The sequence below is a fragment of the Periweissella fabalis genome (assembly GCF_012396505.1).
In the GTDB taxonomy this organism is placed as follows: Bacteria; Bacillota; Bacilli; order Lactobacillales; family Lactobacillaceae; genus Periweissella; species Periweissella fabalis.
Genome location: NZ_JAAXPN010000001.1, coordinates 578,376 through 603,799, shown reverse-complemented (window position 1 = coordinate 603,799; position 25,424 = coordinate 578,376). Strand labels below are relative to the sequence as shown.

Sequence of the window (25,424 nt, the reverse complement as noted above, 5' to 3'; positions counted from 1 at the left end):
ACTCAGAATCAACATCAACAGTCGATTCAGATTCAGCGTCAACAAGTACTTCAGAAGTTAAGTCAACTTCAATGAGCACTTCAGTATCTGACTCAGAATCAACATCAACAGTCGATTCAGATTCAGCGTCAACAAGTACTTCAGAAGTTAAGTCAACTTCAATGAGCACTTCAGTATCTGACTCAGAATCAACATCAAGTTCAAATTCAGCATCTACAAGTGACTCAACTTCAATGAGTACTTCTGCGTCTGCAAGTAACGAAGTACCAGAAGGTGGTGCATCAACACCAAGTACTTCAGAATCAGATTCAGCGTCAACAAGTGCTTCAGAAGTTACATCACAAAGTAAGTCAGAATCAACAATTGATTCTAAGAACGCATCAACATCAGAATCAATTAAAGATTCAGAATCAGCAAGTGCATCAGACGCTAAGTCAACTTCAATGAGTACTTCAGTATCTGAATCAGAATCAACATCAAGTTCAAATTCAGCATCTACAAGTGACTCAACTTCAATGAGTACTTCTGCGTCTGCAAGTAACGAAGTACCAGAAGGTGGTGCATCAACACCAAGTACTTCAGAATCAGCATCAAACACTGATTCAACTAGTCAAACTGCTACACCTGTAGTTATTAATAGCAACAGTAGCAATGGTCAAAATACAACAGCTACTGTAACAACTAATGCAGCTGCTAGTGTAACAACTACATTGCCTAAAACAGACGAATCAGGATCTGAAAGTGCAACCTTAACTGGTGTAGGTGTAGCCTTGAATGCAATCGGATTGTACGGTTTAGCGAAATTCTTTAAGAAAAACCGTGAAGCCAAATAATTTATTGATTGGTACTAAATTATTTAGATAATTTCATTTAAGCAAATACAAATGAATTATCGCACTACAAAAAACGATTATCTCAATAAGAGATAATCGTTTTTTTGGTTCTAAGTGCAAATGATACTGATGAACTTAAAAATTGAATAAATTCGTTTATTCGGTTAAGCGACTAGCTCGAGATTCGAGCTGGTCGCTTTTTTGTAATTCATAGCGAAAAATGAATTTTTAAATGCGATTAAAATTCGTTGGCGGAAATTCTCGAAGTTACGAAAATCATAGCCGATTCTTTTAATGACTTTAATTTTATTATTCATACCTTCAACCGGCCCGTTGGAAAAATCGTATTTAAAACTGTTGAGGATTTCGGTGTAAACTTTTTGGATGGCCCGGCGAGCTTTCATCATTTGTGGTGGTAAGTTGGTGTCATCGTGAAGAACATTTGCTAAATAAGCACCGGCACGTTGTTTAAGGGCGTAGATGATATCTTGATAAAATTCATAGGCTACACGAAGTTCGGGTGATAAAGCGAGAATGCGATCAACAACTTCTGAATCGCTAAGGTAGGCATAGCGATAGTTGATACGTTTAGTACGGGTTTCGTAATTTAAGTCATTGCTGTCTTTTAAAATTAAGCGATGGAATCTTTTTAACTGACGGTATTCAGGAGAATCAGTTTTAAATTGTTTCATTACTTTAATGCGCAATGTGTTTAAAGCTTGGTATGCCTGAGTTACTACGTGAAAACGGTCAGCGATAATTACGGCCTTAGGAAACAGTTCATGGATTGCCTTACGATACGGTGTAAATAAATCAACAGTGACTGTCTTAACGGCCCGACGGGCTTCGATATTATATTGGCTAAAATAACCAACAATATTAGTTCGGTCTTTAATGACATCTAATAGCCGATGCCTTAAGATATCGACAACAATAACACTCATGCCCGCTTTAGCGAATGAACCAGATTTAAAGTCATCGAATGCGATATGTTGAGGAAGCCAACTAAATCGTGATTGATTCGTTTGAAACCAGAGTTTGCTTGCCCGTTGAATGCTGTTGAAAGAAACGTTATAAGTCTTGGCAATATATTTAGCAGTGAGTGTTTCAGTCAATTCAACAGCTACGGCACGCTTTACAGCTAATGAGATATGATCGTTGGGACGAACGTCTTCAACTGCAGCTAAAGAGGTCTTTTTACATTTTGGACAAATGTATTTTTGCTTTCTAATGTTTAATACATTAACGTGTTCAGAAGTATGATTATGGAGAATACTAACAGCTTTAAATCCATTCTTATTCATAACGCAATGACATGTTGGATACTTCATAATTGGTGAAGTTATGAAGTGCCATATAAATGTTCTACGCTTATTTATATATACAATGTCTGGTTCATCACTAAATTTGGGATCAATTTCTAAATTTGGGTCTTTTAAGTCGAACACTAATTTGAGATAATTATTCATGGAGATAGGTCCTTTCATTTCGTTGTTAGGTGTGCAGCTATCTCTATTTTTGTACTCTTTTTTACAAAACAATGCAATTAGAATAAAAAATGGTACTGACACCCATGACTTAAGTCATGGCCATCAGTACCAAAAATTATAGAACCGTTTTTTTGATATATTTAACAATATCATTATTAATTTTATTATAGTTATATAATATAAAATGTTAAAATTTATACGATATATATAAAATAATACTTATTGAGGCTTATCTTTTTACAAATTTAAGATAATTGAGTATATTAAAACACGTACATATGCGAATTGTATTTGGGGGGAGATATGAAAGCGAAGAATGAAAAACATTATTTTTCCATTGCGCGAAAAATTGTTGATCAAGCACCACGCTATCAAAAAATGAGTGATGATGAATTAAAGCAACAAACTACAATTATGCGAAAGGACTTAGCAAGCGGTAAAAACTTGGATGATTTATTAATTCCAGCGTTTGCAACAGTTTGTGAAGCTGATCGTCGGGTTTTGGGTATGGAACCTTATTTCAATCAAATTGTGGGAGCAGTAGCATTATATTTTAATAATGTTGCTGAAATGAAGACTGGGGAAGGTAAAACACTTACAGCTACGATGACCATGTATCTTTATGGTTTAACTGGCCCAGGGAATTTTTTGATTACATCAAATACTTATTTAGCACTTCGAGATGGTAAAGATATTGGCCGAGTATACTCATGGCTTGGCTTAACTGTTGATGTTGGAGTTGCAACGAGTGAATTTGAGGAATCCGCCCGTGATAAAGAAAAAATCTATCAAGCAGATATTGTTTATACCACTAATAGTGCACTAGGATTTGATTATCTATTTGATAATTTAGCCTCTGATACTGAAGAACAGTATATAAAAGAGTTTAATTTTGCTTTAATTGATGAAATTGATGCCGTTTTATTGGATATGGCACAAACCCCATTGCTAATTTCTGGGGCACCACGGGTGCAATCAAATTTGTATACTTCTAGTGACCGGATGATTCAAAGTTTGCAAAAAGATATTGATTTTGAACAATCAGATGATTTAAAACGAATATGGTTTACAACATCTGGTATTGAGCATATCGAAGAAAAGTTGGGTATAACGAATTTGTTAGGGGCAGAATGGACCAGTGTCTATCGGCATCTGTTGTTAGCTTTACGAGCAAATTATTTATTTTTATTGAATCGAGATTATGTTGTTGAAAATCAGCAACTTGTCTTATTAGATAAAGTTAATGGGCGTAAATTGACAGGAACTAAATTACAAGCAGGTTTACACCAAGCAATTGAAGCAAAAGAGCATCTTGAAGTAAGTTTGGAAACACGTGCCATGGCATCAGTTACATATCAAAATCTATTTAGAATGTTTAAACATCTTTCTGGGATGACAGGGACTGCTAGTACGGACAAACATGAGTTTTTTGAAACATATGGCTTGGATGTTATAAAAATACCAACACATAAACCGATTGCGCGAATTGATCATCCAGACGAGGTGTATCTTAGTAATCAAGCAAAAATTTTTGCATCGCTAGAAGCAGTTAAAGAAGCGCATGCGATTGGTCGGCCTATCCTTATTGAAACCGGTTCTGTTTCAATGTCTGAATTATATTCCCATATTTTATTGCGTGAAGGTATGTCACATACGCTCTTAAATGCAATGAGTGTCGCTAAGGAAGCTAGTATTATTAAATTAGCCGGGCAAAAAAATGCCATTACCGTAGCAACGTCAATGGCTGGCCGGGGAACCGATATTAAGTTAGGCCCTGGGGTTGAAGAACTCGGTGGATTGTTGGTTATTGGGACCGAACGTATGGCCAATGTGCGAGTTGATAACCAATTACGGGGACGTAGTGGCCGTCAAGGGAGTCCAGGTGAAAGTATTTTCTATGTTTCGCTTGAAGATAAGTTAGTTTTGGAAAATGGTGGCAAACGCATAAACCGTTTTCGAAGTAAGCTTGCTAAAAAATTAAGTGGTACTAATAAATTAAATGAAAAGCTTTCCGAAAGCAGACTAGCATTAAAAGCCGTAACAAAAGCCCAAAATGTCCAAAAGAATCAAGAAATAATGGAACGTTTTCAGACACTAGAATATGATCAAGTTTTAAAAAGTCAACGTGATACGCTGTACAAGACACGTAACAAAGTCTTAGAAGCTAATGACTATCGTAAAGTTATTGATCAGTCTGTATTAAGTGTGACATTGGACATGATAACAAAGCAAACCTTAACAGAAGAAGAACTATCAGATTTTTACTACAACAATGTTGCTTATGGATTTAAAATTCCAAGAGCGGTTTTAGAAACACTAAAGAATCGTCGTTCATCAGAATTCTATCAGGCCTTTAAAGAAAGTTTGCAAGATGCAATTGCTGATAAATTAGCATCAATCAATGATGATAGCCAACGGATATACTATGAACGCTTAGTTATCCTAAAAGCACTTGATACCATGTGGATTGAACAAGTTGATCACTTACAACAACTTAAAAGTGTGGTAAGTGGCCGTAATTGGGGTCAACATAATCCATTTTTTGAATATCAACGTGAAGCGATTAAATCATTTGATTTAATGACTAAAGCAATCTTAAAACAAATTCTAAAGAATTTATTGCTTGCTGACTTAATTAAGAATGAAGATGGCACTATTGATGTCGTCTTCCCATAAGGCGGGATTTATGAAAAAACACGAATTACTTAACAAGGGCTTATTTACATTTTTTATATTAGTTATTTTTACGCTTGGAAAAAATGTTTTTTTACCAGGGGTAGATCCTACACAATTTGAAAATTCATATGAAACTAGTTTTAGTTCATATGTCTTGTCATTAGTTACTGGTGGGAATCTTTCATTACCAACGATCTTTGCATTAGGAATTGGGCCATATATGACGTCATTGATGATTTGGCAACTTTTACCACTCATTGATAAAGATATTAATAAACGAATGTCAGAAAAACGTCGCGGAACCTATCAAAAAATATTAACCTTATTCTTTGCATGTTTCCAAGGATTCTTTACTTTTCAAACAATGACAGCTCAATTTCAAACGACAGGCAATATTCTTACATGGCGGATTCAAATTGTTAACGTGTTTGTATTGATTGCCGGGGCAATGTTTATTACTTGGCTAGCTGATATGAATGTACGTAAGGGACTTGGTGGGGCAACAATCTTAATAGTGCCAGGATTATTGTTTAGTTTACCATCAATTTTACACAATTTTGGTGGTCAGAAAATTCATTTCGGCCTTTTGGCAGGAGTTATTGGTTGGATAATTGTATTGGTTTTAGCATGGGTGGGGGTCTTTTTGAATCACTCTGAGTTAAGAATCAATATTCAACGAACTGGGTTAGATAATGACTTTGCAAATTCTTACATTCCAATTAAAGCAATCCCTGCTGGATCGATGCCGTTAATGTTCGCGTTAACAATTTTTACAATTCCACAATACTTACTCATAGCAAAGTTGCAGTATAGTAGCCCATCGATTTTGTCAAAATTTTTATCATTTGAGAGTTGGCAAGGGGTGTTAATTTACGCTAGTTTAATGATTTTATTGGGAAGTTGTTTTGCCTATGTTAACGTGCGGCCTAGTGATATTGCCAAAGATTTAAAGGAATCTGGTGATTATGTATTAGAATATTTGCCTGGTGATGCAACTGAAAAAATGTTGAATAAGCATTTATTATTTATGACAGCGATTGGGAACGTTTTTTTTATTTGTATCACAGTTGTCCCATTGGTTGTGGGATTATGGGTGCCAATGGTACGACCATTATCATTTTTAATGAGTAGTGTAATTATTTTAGTTACGATTATTGATACTTTTATTGAAGAAGTTCGGACAATCTGGGATCGACGGCACTATTCAATATTCAAACTATAATAAGTACTAAGATGTCTAGGGGGAGAACAATGCTACGATTAATGACCACATGGAACTGGAATGCGGTAGATATTAATTTTGATTATGTAGTTAATTTAGCTAATACACTGACTAATAATAAGGAAGAATTTGAATTAATAAGTACAAGTTATACACCGGTATTACGTTATCAACTAGAAAGTCAAAATCTAAATAGTGCTAAGGTTTGGTCATTGTATGATGAGTTACAGGGGATAACAATTAAGAATGGCCAACCAATAACATTAGCTGATATCGTGTTACCGGAAAATGCAGAAATAATATATACACCATTTGGAATTAATGTATATTATTTGGACCAAATATATGCACGCCTTGTGCCATATAACGATGCAATTCTATGCCAGGTAATCTATTTTGCTAACGGTAAGCAAGATGTTATCGATTATTATGATGACCGCGGCTTTTTATCAAGACGGGATCTTTTAGCAACACCAAATGGAGCAGCACAAAGTTTTTACTTCAATCAACAAGGTCAGTTAATGCTAAGTGAGGACGCAACAAAAAAGGGAAACCGCATTACAATTTATCCAGTTGCGTATAGTAAGTTTAAACACAAAAGCTATGCTACTTTGCAAGAGATTTTACTTGAAGTATTTGATAAATACGCCCATTCAATGCGGGAACCTTTTATTGTAACTGTTGATGCTGTAACACCAACTGAGTTTATCCAAAAAGTAAGCTTAAAATATCCAATCATACCTTATTTAGAACAAGCAACTTTAAATGCCATTGTTGCTGATACTCTCACTAAACAATTACGAGAATTATTAGTTGTAGCAAAGTATGTTGTTATTCCAGAACAAGAAACCTTTAAAAAGTTAATTGCAACCATTAAGAGCCAAAAATTAGCAATTGATCTAAAAAAAATTAAGGTTATTACACCCTATTCGATCCAACTAGACTTGGGGTTAAGTAATACGCTGGTTGAAACTAACATCTTGGTAAATGCAACTAAAAAAACAGCGGCGGAAACAATCAAAATAATTAAAAGTATTTTAGAGCTAATGTTAAAAGATACTGATTTAACATTAATTATGTCGGTTGAAAATTCGACAGATACGCAGTTAATGATGACATCCATTAAAGAATATTTGAATTCAAAGCTAGCAATCAATGATGATAATCCTGATTTAGGGTTGATTGAGGAATATGTCTTAGCTAAACAAGCCAATAAACCAAATCCCGATTTATTAAAAGCAATTCGAGAATTGGAAAAGAAAAATCCGATTGATTACAACAATATGGTTAAGCTTGTCCAGACTTTGCATAATATAAGTTTTGAAAAAAAATTAAATAAAGATAAGTGGCACCAATTAATTTTGAAAGCTCGTATTTATGTCGATTTGAACAATAATATGGATTTATACCCAGCGATGCAAGCCATTGAAACGGGAATTCCGTTATTACTTGCAAAAAAAGTTGAATTTTTACATGAACCAAATAATGGGGCCATCGCTCAAACATTGAAACAACTTAATCACTACTTAGATAAGTATGTTTATGAATTAGATATTTGGAATGATACGCTCGTCTACGATGTTAAGTTAGGCAGTGCATATAGTGATGCCAATCTAATTACTAAGTGGAAGGAGGTTGGTTATGGAAAAGGAAAAGCAAAAAGTTAAGGTTATTTGCTTAGGTGATAATGAAGCCGAATTTAGTAATTTTGATCAAAAAAAATCCGTGTATTTTTCAACTATTAACTTATTTGATGGGATGTATAGTCAGGAAAAATTAAGTGCAATTCTTAAAGCGTGGGCGGATGATAAAATGTTACGGGATGTGCCGATTGCTTTAGGTAATATTAAGCAATTTAAGCTAGAGCCAGAATTATACAAGCAATTGGTTCGATATACGCTGATTTATAATACGAATAATGATATAAGCGATGAGTCACAAGCCTTATTCAATTTAATTGCCGCAGTCCCAGTTGATTTTACTGATGCAATTGCAATTAAGGAAACTTTGAATTATGTTGTATTTGGCCGCCAAAATGGCTTTCGATTATCACCTGATGATATTGAAATTGCACCACAATTCACAGGTGTAGTGCAGCGTAAGGGTCGTGTGTTAATTTCCGTAACTAGTGATTTTAGCCAGGAAAAAAGTACACAAGTCCTTTCGGTTAAGATGAATAATTACTTACCAAAAAACTCATATTGGGACTATCTACCAGAATACGACATCGAAGGTGATTTTGCCGAAGATGATATTTATTTCAAAATCTTTTTAATTCAAGAAGGTACGATGGATGTGATTGATACCCACATCATAACGCAAAAAGAAATAAATGATTCAGGTTATGTTTTTGGTACGGGCGAGCGGAATGTGTATCTTGCGACATCAATGTATGTCAAAGGTGGTAAAGGGACAATTAACCTCGGCCAAATTCATGTACGTCAATCTCACCTATCACACGGTAAGATGATTCTGGGGGGTGATAGTATTAATGACAATACGCAAAAGGTAGCAGGAGAAATCCTATACTACTTCAATCCAGGTGATTTTAAGCCACCATTAAACGTTTATTTTTCTGGTTATCGGACGTTGGAAGGCTTTGAAGGTCAACGAATGATGCATGGAATGGGTTCTCCATTTTTATTAATTGCTGATTCAAGACTTGAAGGGGGCGCCTTTTACATGGGAAATCCCGATTTAGAAAACAAAGTTGTTGAGCTCATAAAAAAGGCCAGCCGCAGTATGGGTTTTAAAAATGATCAAATAGTAATGTCAGGATTGTCGATGGGGACGTTTGCTTCCTTATATTATGCACCTGATATTCGCCCAGTCGCTGTAATTGTCGGGAAGCCGTTAGTTAATATTGGTGATGTAGCGCTTAACGAACGAATAAATCGACCAGAAGTATTTCCAACGGCTTTAGATGTTTTGATGAATATAATGGGTGAAGTTAGCCAAGCGTCTGCTGAAAAATTGAATAAACGTTTTTGGACTAAGTTTAATCGTGGTGTATTAAAAAACACTAAATTCTTCATATCTTATATGGAAAATGATGATTATGATGAACATGCTTTTCCGCAATTATATGAAGCGTTAAAAAAACGTTATCCAAATGTCCAAATTATTCACAGGGGATTTATCGGGCGACATAATGATGATACTTCTGGAATCGTAGCGAGTTTCTTTAGACACTATAATTTTATCTTAGAACATGATTTCGGTCGCATTTCAAAAGATGAGGTTAATTGATGATGACTACAAAACCAATCTATAAAATCAATTGGGAAAAAGCATTTGGCGATAGTTATAATTACGGATCAACGATACAATTTCTAGAAGATAGTGTTGAGTTTAGTAATCCGTTGATGTCACCGAACTTGGCAATTATGACCTGGTATTCTAAACGACATTTCGCAAATGATCGTGCATTTCCAACCTTGCCAATTTTGGTGCAAGGACATGAGTACACAATAAAGATGGATTACAACGTGCAAACAGTAAATGGTGCTTACTGGGTCGTCAATTTTTACGGTACCAATAATGAACAAATAGATCATTTAAATTTCGATGATTTAGAGGGGAGTTTTTTTTATCCAAGTGATGCAACGCATTATGAAGTAAGCATTATGAATATTGGACATCAAAAAATTAATTTTAAAAACTTTATACTAATTGATCACGCGGTGGCAACACGGGTAGCGATAAGTGTAAATGATAAATTTAATTTTGTAAGTATAAAGCCATTACATGAACACGATAAAGTATTAAAAATTATCTTTTCACAGGTAAATGTGGCTACTGAAACATATCAACTTAATAGCTTAGATGAAAATATAATGTTTTGGCGTTTAAATAATTTTGATGCTAATAAATTGAATGATTTACAAATTTTACAATCAATTCGAGAATGGTGGCATCTACTAGTACAAGATGATGAACATTTGTCACTTTCTGTGTTGGAGCATATTTTATTTGAAAATAATTCAGGATTAACAAATCATGCTTTGCAACATACCCTTAAGGACCAAGTTGATACAGCATTGAAATTAGATGAATCATCGTTATTAGAACGAGAATTGTATCAAATTGCCAATCAGTTACAAAAAAATCCATGGCTAAAATAGTCAAAAAAATACAGACAAGCCACTAATAGGTGGATGTATATAGGGGGAATATAATGAATTTCTTTATTAATAGAGCAATGGGAATCGGTAATTCAGGAGTTGAACATGCTCAGTTTTATCGTGGGGAGTTATTTGATAAAGCAGGCATTCCATATCGTTATGTATTTGTTGAATTGATTCGTGAATTGCACGAAGCAATGGACGCGTGGAACCTTCATAATGACCAAGTAATCAATATGTGGGAATACTTCGTATATGGCGATAAATACCTAGATTATGGACCATTGTATAAGCAAGCTGTTAAATCTGATATGGTAATTGATAGTACAAATACCAATCGGATGTTTACTAGTCAAACTTCATCTGGTTTAACAATCATTGAACATATGGTTAAGTTTCCAGATCCGAAAAAAACCAATATGTTACTAGTAAGTACGGCACGCGTTGAAATCTTTAATGCACAGACTGGTAAACGCATGGTGATGTTTGAATATGATAATGAACCACACCGTGAATTTTTAATTAAAAGTATTCATTTGTTTGATTTTAAAGGGCAACACTTGTATTTTGAAAATGAAGTATTATTACAAAAGTTTTTCTTTGAACAATTAAATGCATATTATGATGGTAAAAACACGTTTATCATTGACCGTGGTGAGGAATCAGAAGCTGCCTTATATAAAATGCGTGATTTAGGAATTAAAATTGTTGAATTGGTCCACGCTGATCACCTTTCTGATCGCGATGATCCTAAACATCCATTATGGAATAACTACTACGAATATATGTTAATGCATATGGACAAAGTTGATCGAGTGGTTGTGGCAACCAAACTCCAACGAAAAGATTTATTGGTTGATTTTCCAAATGATACGAATAAGATTGTTGCGATTCCGGTAGGGGGAATTCGTGATAAAAAGCCAAAAGCTAAAGTGCAAAAGAAAAATAATGGCATCTTTAAGTTTGTCAGTGTCTCACGATTAGCGGAAGAGAAACATATTGATTTATGTGTCCGCGCAATTGCTAAATTACATGAAGCAGGTCATAAAGTTAGCCTTGATATATATGGTCAAGGTGAAACTAAGAATAAAATTGAGGAAGTTATCTTGGAACTTTCAGCGGGTGATTACATTAAGTTGAAAGGTCATTCAAATCATGTTGATGAAATTTATCCACAATACGATGCCTTTATTTCTGGGTCTTTCTCGGAAGGGTTTGGGTTAACCTACATTGAAGCATTGAATGCAGCGTTACCAATCCTATCTTTCAATGCACGTTTTGGAGCACTTGAACTTATTAATGATGGTGAAAATGGTTTCTTAGCAAGTTTTGATCGTGGAAATGACGATTATTCTGTGAAACAATTAGCTAAGGCTGGTGAAAAGATGTTAGCTGCTAACTACACAAATCTAGTGCGAAATGCACGTCGATCTGTTTCTGAATTTAAAGACAGTGTGTTAGCTAAAAAATGGGGGGATTTAATTGATGAACTATGAACTTTTAAACATTATTAATACTGGCGATAAAATTTGGGCGACTAGCAAAGTGCGCATGGAAAAAAATCAAGGAACGGTAGTGATGCTCGCTCCATCACCAACTTTAGGCAAAATTGTAGAACAAGAAAATATTAAAATAACTAGTTTAATTGATCAATTAACTGAACGGTTGGAATATAAATCTTCAAAAGAGGGCTTCTTTTTTAATAATTTTCCAACGGTTGATTTAGCTGAAATTACAATGAATCGTGATGGATCCATTTCAATCATCAATGATGGTTTGACGATTGGTGAAGTATACACATATCCAAATAGTCGAAGAATTGTAAAAGAAGTTCGTTATCTGAATACTAAAGGTGAATTGGATTATATTGAGGAATATGCTAGTGATGGTTTCCTATTTAGCAATCTTTTTTACACTCGCAATGAAATCCAAGAAATTGATTTTTATGATGAAAATCAATTTGCAGCGGTGCGTTATTTCTTTTATCAAGGTAACTTGAATTACATCCGTGTGTATGATGTAAAGACAAAACAACTTGTGGCTACTTATGAAAATAATGCCGAATTTTACCAAGACCAATTAGCTAAATTAGTAGGGCCAAAGGATACAATTGGTATTAATTATATGGGGATTGAATTATTGGCATTAAAGAAAACAAATTCGCAAAATACATTATATTTAAATGAAGATCCGATTGATGAATCTGGCCACATAAAAGGCAATCTCTATCAAATTTTTACAAATGAAATTGAGTATGTGCAACATGTGGTTTTATCTGAAGAAATGGCCAACAAAATTCCACAAGATGTGCCACATGATAAGTTAATTATCAATAACTAAGCAGTAACACTAAGATATCCAAAGGGTGGTGGATATATATGAAATTAAATTTAGATCAAGATATTCAAAATCGCTTCGATAAAGAACGCGAGGAGGTTTTTGATAAATCCGTAGAAAAGAAAAATAAAGTACAAATAATTGTTTCAATTATCGTGGGGATAATTATCTTATCTAGTACTTTGTACCAGTTTTATAGTTATTTTAGGGGGTAGGCTGTATGAAACCTTTGTTAGGATTAAGTCGCGTAGTATTAGAGAGATGTCCAACATTGGAAGTACCTGAGACAAGCGTAATGGCAGTGGGAATTCAGCGCGATGAAGTTGAAAAGATTCGTAAAGCTAAAGGCATTAAAGTGCAACGCTTCGAAAGAACATTAAACTTATCGAGATCAAGATATTATCGTTGGTTGCAATACGAAACTGATTTACCATTGGAGTTTGTGTTAGGTATTAAAAAAATTATTGGGCTTACTAATTCAGAATTTTTAAGCTTGTTAGTACCCCATACTGAAGAATTTTTAGATGTTTTATTGGTCACAGCATACCCAGGTACTAATAGTAAACTTGCCAACCAAGGGCGCAATCATATATTAGAAGAAGAATTAATGAAACAAAGCAAGCTAGGTGAACAAGATGATATATATCGCTTAATTTTATGTTACTACGCTTTGGAATATAAAGGTCAACATAATTCAAAGAATATCGAGCAGGAACGCTTGGAAAACTACTTTGAAAAAGTTGAAACTTTTTCATTATTTGATGTGATTTTATATCTTGTGTACGTTGATTTTACCATTGATCAGAAAGATGGTTATGGTCGTAATAGTAATTTTTTCTTGGTTAAAGCATGGATTAAACAACAACTTAAGTATGTGCATTCGACTGACTTGAAAATTGTTTTTGGTATTTGGTTGGATGTCGCAATGTTACAATATTTTGCTGATGATTTAGCATCATCAAAAAAGACATTAGAAGAAATTCAAAGCTTTCTAAACGAAATAGGGCATGAAACGTTTGATAACATTTTAGTAAAAAATTTGCTGGAATATATGAAAAATTTCAGTCGGCCGAACGATCAAATGCAACTAATTATGGCATCTAAAAATTTAGTTGAACAACATAAATTATTATTGTCCACTTTTGAATATGATTATTGGACACAATTGTTGGCACAATATGAGATAGCTATAGCTAATTTATTAATTATAAATTAGCTTCGTATTTATGACACTAATTCTCATTAATGATAATTATATTTAATATATAAGGTAATAAAGGTAATAACAAGCAACTATTGTTTGTTATTCTAAGTCAAATAGTATTGATAGGATTAAATAAATCCGTTTATTCGGTTAAGCGACTAGCTCAAGATTCGAGATAGCCGTTTTTTGTAATTCATGGTAAAAAATGAATATTTAATGCAATTAAAATTCGTTTGAGGAAATTCTCGAAGCTACGAAAGCCGTCCCATTCGTTTGATGACTTTAATTTTATTCTTCATACCTTCAATCGGCACGTTGGAAGAAACATATTTAAAATTGTTGAGGATTTCAATGTAAACTTTTTGAATAGTACGTCGAGCTTTCGTCATTTGTGATGGTAGGTTGGTGTTATTGTGAAGAACATATTGCTAAATAAGTGCTGTCACGCTATTTAGGAGTATAGATGATATTTTGATAAAATTCATAGACTATACGAACTTCGGGGGATAAAGTGAGAATGCAATCAGCAATTTCTGAATCGATAAAGTAGGTATAGCGATAGTTGATGCGTTTAGTATGGTGCTCGTAGTTTAGGCCATTACTGTCTTTTAAATAAGGTGATGAAATCTTTTTAATTGAGGGTATTCAGGAGGATCAGTTTTAACTTGTTTAATTGCTTTAATACGCAATATATTTAAAGTTTGATATGCTTGAGTCACTAAGTGAAAACGGTCAGCAATAATCACGGCGTTAGGAAATAGTTCATGAATTACCTTACGATATGATGTAAATAAATCAACAGTAACTCTTTTAACGCCCTAACACGCTTAAATATTATATTGGCTAAAGTAACCAAACAATATTAGTACAATTTAATGATGTCTAATAGCCGATGTCTTAAGATATTTACAATAATAATGCTCATACCCGCTTTAGCGAATGAGTCAGATTGAAAATCATCGAAGGTTGTATATTGTGGCAGTCAATTAAACCAAACTAGAGTGTACTTGCTCGTTGAACGCTGTTGAAAGAAACTTCATAACTCTTGACAATGTATTTAGAAGTAAGTATTTAATTAATTCACCAGCCGCGGTACGCTTTACAATTAATGAGATATGATCGTTGGGAGGAACGTCTTCAACTGTAGATAAAGCAGTCTTTTTACATTTTGGATAGATAAATGTATTTTTGCTTCCTAGTGTTTAATACGTTCATGTGTCTAGAAGTATGATTATGTTGAATACTAACGTTCTTAAAACCATTTTTATTCATGACATGATGACATATAGGTTTTATGATTATATATAGTACCTGGTTTGTCACCAAATGTAGGGTAGTTTTCTAACTTTTGGTCTTACAAGTCGAGTGCAAATTTGAGATAATTACTAATGGAGATGGGGCCTTTCATTTCGGTGTGCAGCTGTCTCTATTTTTGTACTCTTTTTTATGAAACAATGTAATTAGAATAAAAATGATACTGATACCCACGACTAGAGTCATGGCCATCAGTATCAAAAATTATAGAACTTTAATATTTTTTTAATCATGTATATACGTATTTACATATAAAAGAACATATTAATTTAGCTTTGGTTGTATAAGCTAAATTAATATGTTCTTAATTTCAAAATAAAATCCCCCCGAATTTTATTTTGATACTAATGGCTGGTGTACTTCCCCCCGTTGAAGCCATGCTTTAGGAAATTAGTTGATATAAGATATATAATATGATTTAGTGGCTAAGTGAAACTTTTTAAATTCAATACAGAAGAGAGTAGTATTGAATTTAAAGGATATCGACATTAGTAACATATCAACATACTTTATGGTATCAATTGTTCAAATAAAAATATATAATCAAATAGGTTAGTTATTTGATTAAAATGTTATTGCCTTTTTCAAAAAAATGTGAAACATATAATTAGTACATAGGGGGACAGCGTTATTAATATAGGTGAACGTATTAAATTACTGAGGAAAGTTAATAATTTAACACAGTTAGAATTAGCTCAAGATTTATTTGTTTCGTATCAGTTAATTTCAAAATGGGAAAGAGGTATAAGTGAACCGACGGCAGATATGATGTTTACTATAATTGCGAAGTATAATTTATCAATTGATTATTTTTTTGCCAATATAGCAAAAGATCGCGTTTCGAATGAAATTAATAAAATTTTAGATGCGTTTGGTCAAAGTATGGTTGATTCACCTAGTAAAAAGCCAAGTTTATCGAAAATATCACAGATTGCGAATGTTAGTCAAATTGATATTGAAAAGCATTTTTCAACGTTTGATGATTTAATATATGTGTTTATCAATCGTGTTGATCAAAGTATTGTTAAAAATGTTGAGGAGAAAATGGCTGAAAGTAAGGATCTTAAAGCTATTTTTATATTTGAATTGGCACCTTCTTTATATGAAAAGCATTTCGAATTAAATTTGCTTTATACAAGACCTTATATTAGTGGTATTTGGGTTAAGTTTATTAATAATCGGTATAAAAGAATAATTCTAAATAATTTAGAAATTCAAAAAAGTGATAGTTTAACATTAGAATATTTTGTCACTATATTAACTACAATGGTGTCAACGTGGATGAGTCAAGATAATCCTGAATCATTAGAAAAATTTCAAAAAAGAATTGAGCACCTATCAAAACATGAATTAATGAGTGGTTATTAATTAAATGAAATATAGCTTACCAATCAGAAGAGTTGCTGTTACAAAAGGTGCACGATATTGAAAAATCCCGATTTGTATAAATTCCGAGTATATCGAGATTTTAAGCCCCGTTTTAGAATCAAATTACCGCTATGAAGCGCCCCCTTTTTGATATAATCAAAGTTAGTGTAATAGCTTTTGACTGGAAGGGGGGCAATGATCAAGATGGGATGGTTGAGTAAGTGGCATCAATACCATAGCGTGGGTATCATACAGACTAAAGATATTTCAGATCAAGAATGGTACAATTTGATGCAAGCGGTTAAGCGATTGATTAACATTGGATGGGATCAAGCAGCTATTAAAGTTTATTGTCGTTATATTAAACAAGGTAAGAAGTATGCTATCACGCCTGAAAAGAAGCGCCAACAGCAAGTTTTAATCGACGCAATGACTTATTTAATCGGCTCGCCGGTTTATACAAAAATGTTTCAAACAAGTAATTTAAGTGCAAAAGAAAAGTTACAATTAATGCTAGCTCAATTACAAGCTTATCGGGATGAATTTGACTTTCTACAGTTAACAGGGCCATATAAAATCGATCCTTGTTTAACACCTACAAGTTATTTTTTAACAATTTTGCGTAAAACTATTCAGCATGCATTTCCAAAGTATTCTTTAGATATATATACAAAAGGGGCTCCATATTTAACTATATCTAATGAGACACGAGAATTAGCTTATCAAATTCATGCTTTTAGAAGTTATCTTGATCGGCAGTGTATTGAATTTATTAGACATCAAAATGGTGAAAATGATTACGAAAAGTTAAGAGCTTACGTACATGCTTTAGGTGTCGGATTAGATTATCGAACAGGCGCAAATTATCACAACCGATATCATCAAGAATTTACTTTTCCCAAAAATATGAAAGTCCAAGTATCACAGCACACAAAAATGGTTGAATTTATTGTTGATTTGCATACTGGTAAATTTATAAGTGAATGGAATGTTTATCGAATATTGTCGAATGGGAAAATCGATAGTAATCCCGATCACTATACGTTAGCTGAATTAGAACAAGTTGCTAATACAGAGTCATTTAATTATGGCCAGCCACAGCATCGATCACATCGCTTGTTAGATATTGATCATCCAAAAGATCCACAAATTAGGCGTAAAGCAACCAGTTTTTGGCGTTACGAAAAGGATTATAATCGTGGTGGCCAATATGTTGATATTGTCAATAATGGTGGTCACAAAGATTTTTTAGCATGGCAAAAAATTCCCATTGCAAGTCGCCAAAGTACGTACCAAGATTATTTGCATGAGTGTCGCCAATTAGAATTACAACGTGAATATGGATTTAATCGTTTTTATTTAAATAGCAATGAAAATATATAGTCATAAATTTTAGAAATATTTGTAAGTATGAAAAATGTTTGAGGTAATTAAATAGTGATTCAAGAAAGTATTTAATCATGCTTTTTGAATCACTATTTTTATTATGTTATTCAAAATAATCATTATCTTTCCTTGTTTACGAACGATAATTAATTCGCTAAAATATAATGATAAACTACAATTGTAAACTAGATGTCGATGGCACTAGTAGGACATGCTTTTGTCAGTAATTATGAGGTAATACAAAAATTTGGGAGGACAAAAACCATGGCCAAAAATAAATTAACTGATGAGCAACTAAAACAGTTAATTAGCGATTTAAGACGTGATAAACCAACTGATCAAGATTTGGATGGGGATATATTAAAAGATGATATACAAGATATGGGGACCGTTTCACGGGTAAAAGATAACCTAAATAATCAAGTATTAGAAGCTCAAGCAAAAAAACGATTAAATGCTGATAACCATAAACAACAGCAATCAGTTATTAATCGCCTTAAGCTTACGCTAGTGATTTCAATTGTTTTAACGATACCAATTATTTTATTGTCTAAACCAATTGGGCTAACGTTACCATTCACGCTACAAAATATACCATACCAAACATGGATAGTTTTAGGACTCAGTACATTAATTTATGTATATGGTGGGTTACCGTTTATTAAGGCTGCGTGGCGAGAAGTCAAAAGTAAGCAACCTAGCACGATGTTGCTTAGTACAATTGGGCTCACATTGACGTATATGTATAGTACTTATCTAACTGTGATAAATTACATACACCCAAGCGGATTTATTGGCGAGTATTTCTTGGGACTAGCAGTCTTGGTCGATATTATGCTTGTAGGACAAATTTTTGAAAAACAAACTTTGATTAAAGTTGGTACTACAACAGAAGATTTAGCAAAATTATTACCACAACAGGTGCAACGAGTAGGCGATAATGGTGAAATAGATACAGTTGCAATAACTGATTTGCAAGTTGGTGATTACTTAAGAATTCAAAGCGGGGCTACAATACCAACAGATGGAATAATTATTGCGGGTGAAACTACGGTCAATGAGTCAATGCTAACTGGTGAAGTAAATCAGGTTGTTAAGCAAGTTGATGATGTAGTTATTGGCGGCTCAATTAATGATATTGGAACAATCACAATTAAGGTAACACATCTTGAAAATGATAGTTTTATAGCCAAAATGCAGGCAATGCTAATTCAAGCACAGGCTCAAAAAAGCTCTGTACAAATACAGGCAGCTAAAATCGAAAAGTACGTGTTTTATTTGACCATGATTTTAGCAATCAGTGTATTAATCTTTGGGACGTTATATACAGGAATTTTTAATGCTTTACCGTTAGCTGTGTCAGTACTAGTGATTGCCAGCCCACATACAGTAAGGTTAGTAATACCAATAATTACCGACCGGTTAATGACTTTAGCGGCACATAGTGGGTTATTAGTTCAACATTTGCAACCATTAAGTAAAGTACCAAATCTTAAATATGCTTTGATGGACAAAACGGGGACATTAACTGAGGGAAACTTTAAAATTCGAACGCTAAAATCAATTTCAGATGAATATAGTGATTCTGATATCTTAGCAATTATGGCAACACTTGAAAATGGATCAACGCATCCATTAGCCCAAGGAATTATCACTATGGCTAAAAATAAAAAAGTTGGTTTAATGCGAGGTTCTGAAATTGAAAATCAACCTGGGGTTGGTGTGACAGGGGTAATTAATAATCAACGATTTGCATTGGTTGCAATTGATTATTTGATTGAAAATGGGATTACCTTTGACCAAAATTACTTTGACAAATTAGCAGATGCTGGGAACTCTGTGAGCTTCTTGGTAACAACAAACAAAGTGGTCGGTATTGTTGCTCAAGGTGATGTAGTAAAAAGCTCCGCAATCAAGTTTATTCGTGAATTAAAAAAGCTTGGAATAACCCCGGTAATGTTGACTGGTGATAACCCGGTGATGGCAAAGCGGGTAGCACAAAGTTTAGCAATTCCTGAAGTTAAGGCACAATTGAAGCCAGATGCTAAAGCTCAGCTTGTATGTGAATATCAGCAAGCTGGTGCAGTAATGATGATTGGTGATGGAGTTAATGATAGTCTAGCGCTTGCTCAAGCCGATCTAGGGATTGCTATTGGTGCAGGAACTGACATAGCAATTCAAGCCGCTGATATAGTTAGTGTAAATGATAATCCTATTGATATTTTGCAACTTTTAACTTTGGTTAAGGCGGCAAATAATAAAATTAAACGCAATTTTTGGTGGGTTATTACCTACAATATTGGTGCATTATTATTAGCTATAGGTATTTTGATACCATTTGGTTTAAAGATCAATCCAATGATTGGTGTAATCTTAGCAACAATATTAACAATGATAGTAACTGGTACAGCTGCTCAAATTAAGGTGAAGGATACTAAATAATATTGAGTTAACAGCTTATTAAATGGTTTGAAAGTTCAAGGTAAAAAATGTTTTATTAAAAATTACTTGAAAAAGCGCTTTCATCCATGCGATAATAAAAGTATTGAAAATTTCAATTTTCTTACAAGCATTTTTATTTACAGAGAAGGAAAAGTTTAGATTATGGCTAAAGACAAACTCATTGGTGTGGACCTTGGTGGTACAACTATCAAGTTCGCAATTTTAACTGCTGAAGGTGAAATTCAACAAAAGTGGAGTGTTAAGACAAACGTATTAGAAGACGGATCACACATCGTCCCTGATATTATTGATTCAATCAACCACCACCTTGACCTTTACCAATTAGATAAAGAACGTATCATTGGTATCGGTATGGGAACTCCAGGAACTGTTAACCGTGAAAACGGAACTGTTTCAGGAGCTTTTAATTTAAACTGGAGTGCTGAAAATGTACAAAACGTTAAGTCACAAATCGAAGCTGGTACAGGTTTACCATTAACGATTGATAATGATGCTAACGTTGCTGGTTTAGGTGAACAATGGCGTGGTGCTGGTAATAACGCTCAAGACGTAGCCTTTATTACACTTGGAACAGGTGTTGGTGGTGGTTTAATCGCTAATGGGGATTTAATCCATGGTGTTGCCGGAGCTGGTGGTGAAGTTGGTCACATGATTGTTGAACCTAACGGATACCTATGTACTTGTGGAAATCATGGCTGTCTTGAGCAATATGCTTCAGCAACTGGGGTTGTCCACTTAGCACACGACTTTGCTGAACAATACGCTGGTAAATCACAACTTAAAGCACTAGTTGATAATGGTGATGAAGTAACTTCAAAGATTGTTTTTGATCTAGCTAAAGATGGTGATTTTTTAGCTAATGAAGTAGTAAACAAAGTTGCTTATTACTTAGGTTTTGCCTCAGCAAATATTTCAAATATTTTGAACCCTTCATCAGTTGTTATTGGTGGTGGTGTATCTGCTGCTGGTGAATTCTTACGTAACCGTATTGAAGAAAACTTTAAACAATTTGCATTTGCAACTGTTCGTACGTCAACGAAAGTTAAGCTTGCAGAATTAGGAAACGATGCTGGTGTTATTGGTGCTGCATCACTTGCTCGTAACTAGAATAAGCATAATTAAAACTGGCCAAGTAGGAATACTTAGTCAGTTTTTTATTTACATAGAATTATGTTTTAATCTTAAAATAATTGGTATAATAGATTTATTGATATTTTTTTTGAAGGGAACTTATAGATAGATGTTGAATTTAGTTTTGAGTATTATCATTATTTTATTTGTCGTTTATTATGTATACTGGTACATAGTAGGTCGACGTGCAGCAAAGTATGTTGATGAAGCGCAATTTGGTGAATTAATTTCAGCGGGTCAAGTAATCGACTTGCGTGAAAATGCTGATTATCGCAATGCCCACATTATGGGGGCTCGAAACATTTCTTATCAAATGTTTGCGCAAAGTTTGGCTGCTTTACGTAAAGATCGACCAGTTTTACTATATGATACAACCACACGTCTTTCAACTCGTGCAGCAGTAAAATTACATAAAGAAGGATATACTGAAGTATATATTCTTAAAGGTGGTTTCACAGGTTGGCATGGGAAAAAGGCATCTAAACACTAATTGTTTAGAAGGGCGTTTTGTCAGTTGACAAAACGCCCTTTTTTAACTTTAAAAGTTGGTGAGGTGAAAAGAGTGGAGAAGGTTTTAATAACTGAAGATGAATCTCGTATTATTTATGATTTTTATCCACGTAAAAATGCACAAAATTTAGTCTTAATTCATGGTAATGCCAGTAACAGGCATTACTTTGATGCACAATTAGCAATTTATTGCCGTGATTTTCAAGTAATTACTTTTGATAGTCGAGCACATGGCCAGTCAAGTAATGCTGCTAAAAATTTAACGTTTGAACAGATTGCCGCTGATTTGGTAGCTCTTTTAGATGCTGAAAATATTGACAAGACTTCAATTATGGGATTTAGCGATGGTGCTAATGTTGCATTGGTCTTTGCCAAAAATTATCCACAAAGGTTAGCAAGCTTAGTATTAAATGCGGGTAATATCAAAACATCAGGGTTATTATTGTGGGTTCGAATAGTTGATGAAATTATGTATTGGATAACTAAAATAATTAGTATTATTGCACCTAAATTTAGGCGCTATGCACAGATTCAGAAGCTCTTGATGCAAGACATACCAATTACCTGGTCGGATTTACATGCAATTAAAGTACCTACTTTAGTGATAAGTGGCAATCATGATGTTGTCCGCTTGTCACATACAAAACGGATTGCCGCTGAACTACCTAATGGTGAACTAAAAATTATTAGTGGTGGGCATCATTCATATGGGAGAACATATCCAATTTTATTTGCTAAGAAAGTCGTTGAGTTTATTAAAGAGAGGGCAATAAATGAGAAAAATAAAAGCATTATTTCATAAATATTCAAAGTGGTTGGAAATAATTTTTCTTGCAACTGTTACACTAGCAGTTTTTGTTGAAATCATTTCAATTAGTAAATCGATTTCGCCAGGTGAACTGGCACGACAATTTGGTGGTATTGCAATTTGGAAAATTATCTTGGTAATTGTTGTAGGGTTAATAGGGGTCTCGCCAATGGTGGCGTATGATCACTTACTCAATAAAACACTACATAACAAATTAAAATTCAGCTATTTATTTGAAAGTAGTTGGGTGATTAATACAATTAATAATCTAGCTGGTTTTGGCGGCTTTGTCAGTGTTGGCCTTCGAACTGAGTTTTATGGCAAAAAAATAGAAAATAAGCAATTTGGCGCAACTTTAACACGACTATTTATGTTTATTATGTCCGGGTTATCGTTTTATAGCTTGATTGCACTAATTATGGTATTCACTGGGGTAGCTACTGATTATGTAGGCAATTTTTGGATTTGGTTAGTTGGGGGTACGCTTTATATTCCGTTTGTTTGGATAACGTCAACTTTAAATAAAAATGTTATAACTACAAAATTTAAGTTACAGGTAACCGGAATTTCTATTCTTGAATGGACTGGAGTTGTTGTAACGTTTTTTGTTGCTGGTTGGGCACTTGGAATGCCTGTTCCCTTCCATCAAGTATTACCACTCTTAATAGCCGCTACAATAATTGGGATTTGTTCTTTAATTCCAGGTTCAATTGGTAGTTTTGATGTCATTATGATTCTTGGTTTAAGCGAATTAGGTGTTAATCGTGAACTTGCTTTAGCATGGTTACTATTATATCGAATTGCTTATTATTTCATTCCATTCGCAATCGGTTTAATATTATTAGTTCATAGCTTTGGAAGTACTTTTAATGAGCGATATAATAATGTTCCTGGCGAAATATTAATGTCAATTGGGCATCGCATTGTAAGTGGTTTGCTATATTTTTCTGGAGTGATAATGATTTTATACGCAACTGTCCCTGATGCATTTACGTATTGGAAATGGTTACGTCGTTTAAACCCATGGTCTGCTAATATTATTTCTGAATTTCCAAGTATTCTTTTAGGATTCATGTTATTAATGGTAGCACGAGGAATTACTTCAAAAGTTAAACGTGCTTTGTACCCAACCTTAATAATTTTACTATTTACACTTATCTATATGATTTATCACGAAGTTTCGTATTTATCAGTCGCTTTTGCGATTATTTTAATGTTATTAGTATGGTTGAGCCGCAAACGTTTATTCCGCAAACAATTTGTCTATTCTTGGGAGGCACGAACTATTGATGGTTTCATCTGGGCAATACTTGTAATCATTTATGTAGTTATCGGCGTTTATAGTTTACCAGCTCTTAAAAATATTCGCTTTATTCGCCCGCAACATCTTGATTTCATCTTATTCCCATCAATGAGTGTTTGGGTATCAGGAGCCATTGCAATTGTAATGGTGACAATCATTACCTTTATAATTGAGCGTTTCTTTGAAGGTCATCGGATTGTTCCCGGTGAGCAAATGCAAGGAAATGAACAACGACTTGATAATATTATTGCAACTTTTAATGGTAATTCCACAAGTCAATTAGCATATCTAAATGATAAGCGTATTTATTTCTATCAAAATGCTAACCAAGAAGATACGGTCGCAATTCAATTTAGAGCGGTAAATAATAAGTTGATTGTAATGGGTGACTTAATCGGAAATTCCGTTGATTTTCCATTGGCGATTGAACAATTCATCCATGATAGTGATGATTTGGGTTATGATCCAGTTTTTTATGAAGTCTCACAAGAAATAGCAATGCTTGCGCACGAGTTTGGATTTAACTTTATCAAAATGGGAGAGGAAGCACATATTGAACTGCCAGAATTTACCTTAGCTGGTAAAAAACGTAAAGCTGAACGAACGATGTGTAATAAGCTTGAACGTGAAGGGTTTAAATTTAGTATTATCCAACCACCATTTGATACAGAATTTATACAAGATATCCGTAAAGTATCCGATGATTGGCTGCACGGCCGAAAAGAGAAAGGCTTTTCATTAGGTTTCTTCAATGAAAGTTATTTACAAAGACAACCGATTGCGATTGTTCAAGATGTAGATGACAAAATAGTGGCATTTACAACAATTATGGATAGTAATAACAACATTGAAATTTCAATTGATTTGATGCGCTTCAATGATGCAGCACCTTCTGGCGTAATGGACTACATGTTTATTAAGTTGTTTACCTATATGCAAGAACAAGGATATATAGATTTTAATCTTGGTATGGCACCATTAGCGAATGTTGGAACGTATTATCGTAGCTTTACTGAAGAGCGAATTGCTAATTTGGTTTATCAATTTGGAACAAATTTTTATTCGTTCCAAGGTTTACGACGATTTAAAGGAAAATATGCTGATGAATGGCGAGCACGATATACGTCGTACTCAAAAACAAGTTTTATACTGTATGTCATGATTGCTCTATTAGTAGCAGATAATTCTAGTGTTGAATCACAGAATAATCATCGGCTTAGTGTTTTAAAATACAATGCTAAATAAGTAATTAAAA

General features: G+C 33.9%; 16 protein-coding genes and 4 pseudogenes. 16 read left to right on the top strand and 4 right to left on the bottom strand.

Annotated features, from left to right (window positions below):
• Window positions 1–833, top strand: a pseudogene (locus HF964_RS02995) (accessory Sec-dependent LPXTG-anchored adhesin); the annotation flags it as partial.
• A gap of 164 nt (window positions 834–997) precedes the next feature.
• Here HF964_RS02995 and HF964_RS02990 read toward each other — a convergent pair.
• Window positions 998–2,137: an ISL3 family transposase gene (locus HF964_RS02990; RefSeq protein ID WP_168721558.1), complete on the bottom strand. Its 1,140-nt coding sequence runs from the start codon at window positions 2,135–2,137 to the stop codon at window positions 998–1,000.
• A 489-nt stretch (window positions 2,138–2,626) separates the two neighbouring features.
• Here HF964_RS02990 and secA2 point away from each other — a divergent pair, with 489 nt between their 5' ends.
• The 8 genes from secA2 to HF964_RS02950 all read left to right on the top strand — a co-directional run bounded on the left by secA2 (window position 2,627) and on the right by HF964_RS02950 (window position 13,898).
• Window positions 2,627–4,999 (top strand): accessory Sec system translocase SecA2, encoded by a 2,373-nt coding sequence (secA2, locus tag HF964_RS02985; protein WP_168721557.1) that lies wholly within the window; start codon window positions 2,627–2,629, stop codon window positions 4,997–4,999.
• Window positions 5,000–5,009: 10 nt separating this feature from the next.
• The gene (locus HF964_RS02980; RefSeq protein WP_168721556.1) at window positions 5,010–6,221 is read left to right on the top strand and encodes an accessory Sec system protein translocase subunit SecY2; all 1,212 of its coding nucleotides are present in this window, start codon (window positions 5,010–5,012) and stop codon (window positions 6,219–6,221) included.
• 11 nt (window positions 6,222–6,232) lie between these two features.
• The gene (gene asp1, locus HF964_RS02975; protein WP_276508935.1) at window positions 6,233–7,888 is read left to right on the top strand and encodes an accessory Sec system protein Asp1; all 1,656 of its coding nucleotides are present in this window, start codon (window positions 6,233–6,235) and stop codon (window positions 7,886–7,888) included.
• Window positions 7,863–9,470 (top strand): accessory Sec system protein Asp2, encoded by a 1,608-nt coding sequence (gene asp2 / locus HF964_RS02970; protein WP_168721554.1) that lies wholly within the window; start codon window positions 7,863–7,865, stop codon window positions 9,468–9,470. Before asp1 ends, asp2 begins: the two co-directional genes overlap by 26 nt.
• Complete coding sequence (gene asp3, locus HF964_RS02965) at window positions 9,470–10,345, top strand: accessory Sec system protein Asp3 (protein ID WP_168721553.1); 876 nt, start codon at window positions 9,470–9,472, stop codon at window positions 10,343–10,345. Before asp2 ends, asp3 begins: the two co-directional genes overlap by 1 nt.
• Window positions 10,346–10,398: 53 nt before the next feature.
• On the top strand, window positions 10,399–11,841 hold the full coding sequence (locus tag HF964_RS02960; RefSeq protein ID WP_168721552.1) for a glycosyltransferase: 1,443 nt from the start codon (window positions 10,399–10,401) through the stop codon (window positions 11,839–11,841).
• Window positions 11,831–12,685, top strand: coding sequence for a hypothetical protein (locus HF964_RS02955; protein ID WP_168721551.1), 855 nt, complete (start codon window positions 11,831–11,833; stop codon window positions 12,683–12,685). Before HF964_RS02960 ends, HF964_RS02955 begins: the two co-directional genes overlap by 11 nt.
• A 217-nt stretch (window positions 12,686–12,902) precedes the next feature.
• Window positions 12,903–13,898, top strand: a complete 996-nt coding sequence (locus HF964_RS02950) for a helix-turn-helix domain-containing protein (protein WP_168721550.1) — start codon at window positions 12,903–12,905, stop codon at window positions 13,896–13,898.
• Between the two features lie 181 nt (window positions 13,899–14,079).
• On the opposite strand, the pseudogene HF964_RS10095 reads toward HF964_RS02950, so the two are convergent.
• The 3 pseudogenes from HF964_RS10095 to HF964_RS10085 form a co-directional block, all read right to left on the bottom strand.
• Window positions 14,080–14,182, bottom strand: a pseudogene (locus HF964_RS10095) (transposase); the annotation flags it as partial.
• A gap of 24 nt (window positions 14,183–14,206) precedes the next feature.
• Window positions 14,207–14,275, bottom strand: a pseudogene (locus tag HF964_RS10090) (hypothetical protein); the annotation flags it as partial.
• A 219-nt stretch (window positions 14,276–14,494) separates the two neighbouring features.
• Window positions 14,495–14,689: pseudogene (locus HF964_RS10085) on the bottom strand (transposase); the annotation flags it as partial.
• A gap of 1,141 nt (window positions 14,690–15,830) precedes the next feature.
• Here HF964_RS10085 and HF964_RS02935 point away from each other — a divergent pair.
• From HF964_RS02935 to mprF, 7 genes are all read left to right on the top strand, one after another.
• Window positions 15,831–16,568 (top strand): helix-turn-helix domain-containing protein, encoded by a 738-nt coding sequence (locus HF964_RS02935; protein WP_168721578.1) that lies wholly within the window; start codon window positions 15,831–15,833, stop codon window positions 16,566–16,568.
• A gap of 204 nt (window positions 16,569–16,772) precedes the next feature.
• Window positions 16,773–17,951 (top strand): DUF3114 domain-containing protein, encoded by a 1,179-nt coding sequence (locus HF964_RS02930; protein ID WP_168721548.1) that lies wholly within the window; start codon window positions 16,773–16,775, stop codon window positions 17,949–17,951.
• 267 nt (window positions 17,952–18,218) lie between these two features.
• A complete protein-coding gene (locus HF964_RS02925) occupies window positions 18,219–20,396 on the top strand; it encodes a heavy metal translocating P-type ATPase (protein WP_168721547.1) in 2,178 nt (725 codons plus the stop codon).
• Window positions 20,397–20,558: 162 nt separating this feature from the next.
• Entirely contained in the window at window positions 20,559–21,524 is a 966-nt protein-coding gene (locus HF964_RS02920) for an ROK family glucokinase (protein ID WP_168721546.1), read from the top strand.
• A gap of 133 nt (window positions 21,525–21,657) precedes the next feature.
• Window positions 21,658–22,038, top strand: a complete 381-nt coding sequence (locus HF964_RS02915) for a rhodanese-like domain-containing protein (RefSeq protein ID WP_168721545.1) — start codon at window positions 21,658–21,660, stop codon at window positions 22,036–22,038.
• A gap of 72 nt (window positions 22,039–22,110) precedes the next feature.
• Window positions 22,111–22,860: an alpha/beta fold hydrolase gene (locus HF964_RS02910; RefSeq protein ID WP_168721544.1), complete on the top strand. Its 750-nt coding sequence runs from the start codon at window positions 22,111–22,113 to the stop codon at window positions 22,858–22,860.
• A complete protein-coding gene (gene mprF / locus HF964_RS02905) occupies window positions 22,832–25,414 on the top strand; it encodes a bifunctional lysylphosphatidylglycerol flippase/synthetase MprF (RefSeq protein WP_168721543.1) in 2,583 nt (860 codons plus the stop codon). The genes HF964_RS02910 and mprF overlap by 29 nt, the downstream gene beginning before the upstream one ends.
• Window positions 25,415–25,424: the final 10 nt, after the last annotated feature.

Coding starts and splice junctions, on each gene's coding strand:
- HF964_RS02915 (WP_168721545.1), top strand. CDS start 21,658: ATGTTGAATTTAGTTTTGAGTATTATCATTATTTTATTTGTCGTTTAT.
- HF964_RS02980 (WP_168721556.1), top strand. CDS start 5,010: ATGAAAAAACACGAATTACTTAACAAGGGCTTATTTACATTTTTTATA.
- HF964_RS02960 (WP_168721552.1), top strand. CDS start 10,399: ATGAATTTCTTTATTAATAGAGCAATGGGAATCGGTAATTCAGGAGTT.
- asp3 (WP_168721553.1), top strand. CDS start 9,470: ATGATGACTACAAAACCAATCTATAAAATCAATTGGGAAAAAGCATTT.
- HF964_RS02925 (WP_168721547.1), top strand. CDS start 18,219: ATGGCCAAAAATAAATTAACTGATGAGCAACTAAAACAGTTAATTAGC.
- HF964_RS02920 (WP_168721546.1), top strand. CDS start 20,559: ATGGCTAAAGACAAACTCATTGGTGTGGACCTTGGTGGTACAACTATC.
- HF964_RS02930 (WP_168721548.1), top strand. CDS start 16,773: ATGGGATGGTTGAGTAAGTGGCATCAATACCATAGCGTGGGTATCATA.
- HF964_RS02950 (WP_168721550.1), top strand. CDS start 12,903: ATGAAACCTTTGTTAGGATTAAGTCGCGTAGTATTAGAGAGATGTCCA.
- mprF (WP_168721543.1), top strand. CDS start 22,832: ATGAGAAAAATAAAAGCATTATTTCATAAATATTCAAAGTGGTTGGAA.
- secA2 (WP_168721557.1), top strand. CDS start 2,627: ATGAAAGCGAAGAATGAAAAACATTATTTTTCCATTGCGCGAAAAATT.
- asp2 (WP_168721554.1), top strand. CDS start 7,863: ATGGAAAAGGAAAAGCAAAAAGTTAAGGTTATTTGCTTAGGTGATAAT.
- asp1 (WP_276508935.1), top strand. CDS start 6,233: ATGTCTAGGGGGAGAACAATGCTACGATTAATGACCACATGGAACTGG.
- HF964_RS02955 (WP_168721551.1), top strand. CDS start 11,831: ATGAACTATGAACTTTTAAACATTATTAATACTGGCGATAAAATTTGG.
- HF964_RS02990 (WP_168721558.1), bottom strand. CDS start 2,137: ATGAATAAGAATGGATTTAAAGCTGTTAGTATTCTCCATAATCATACT.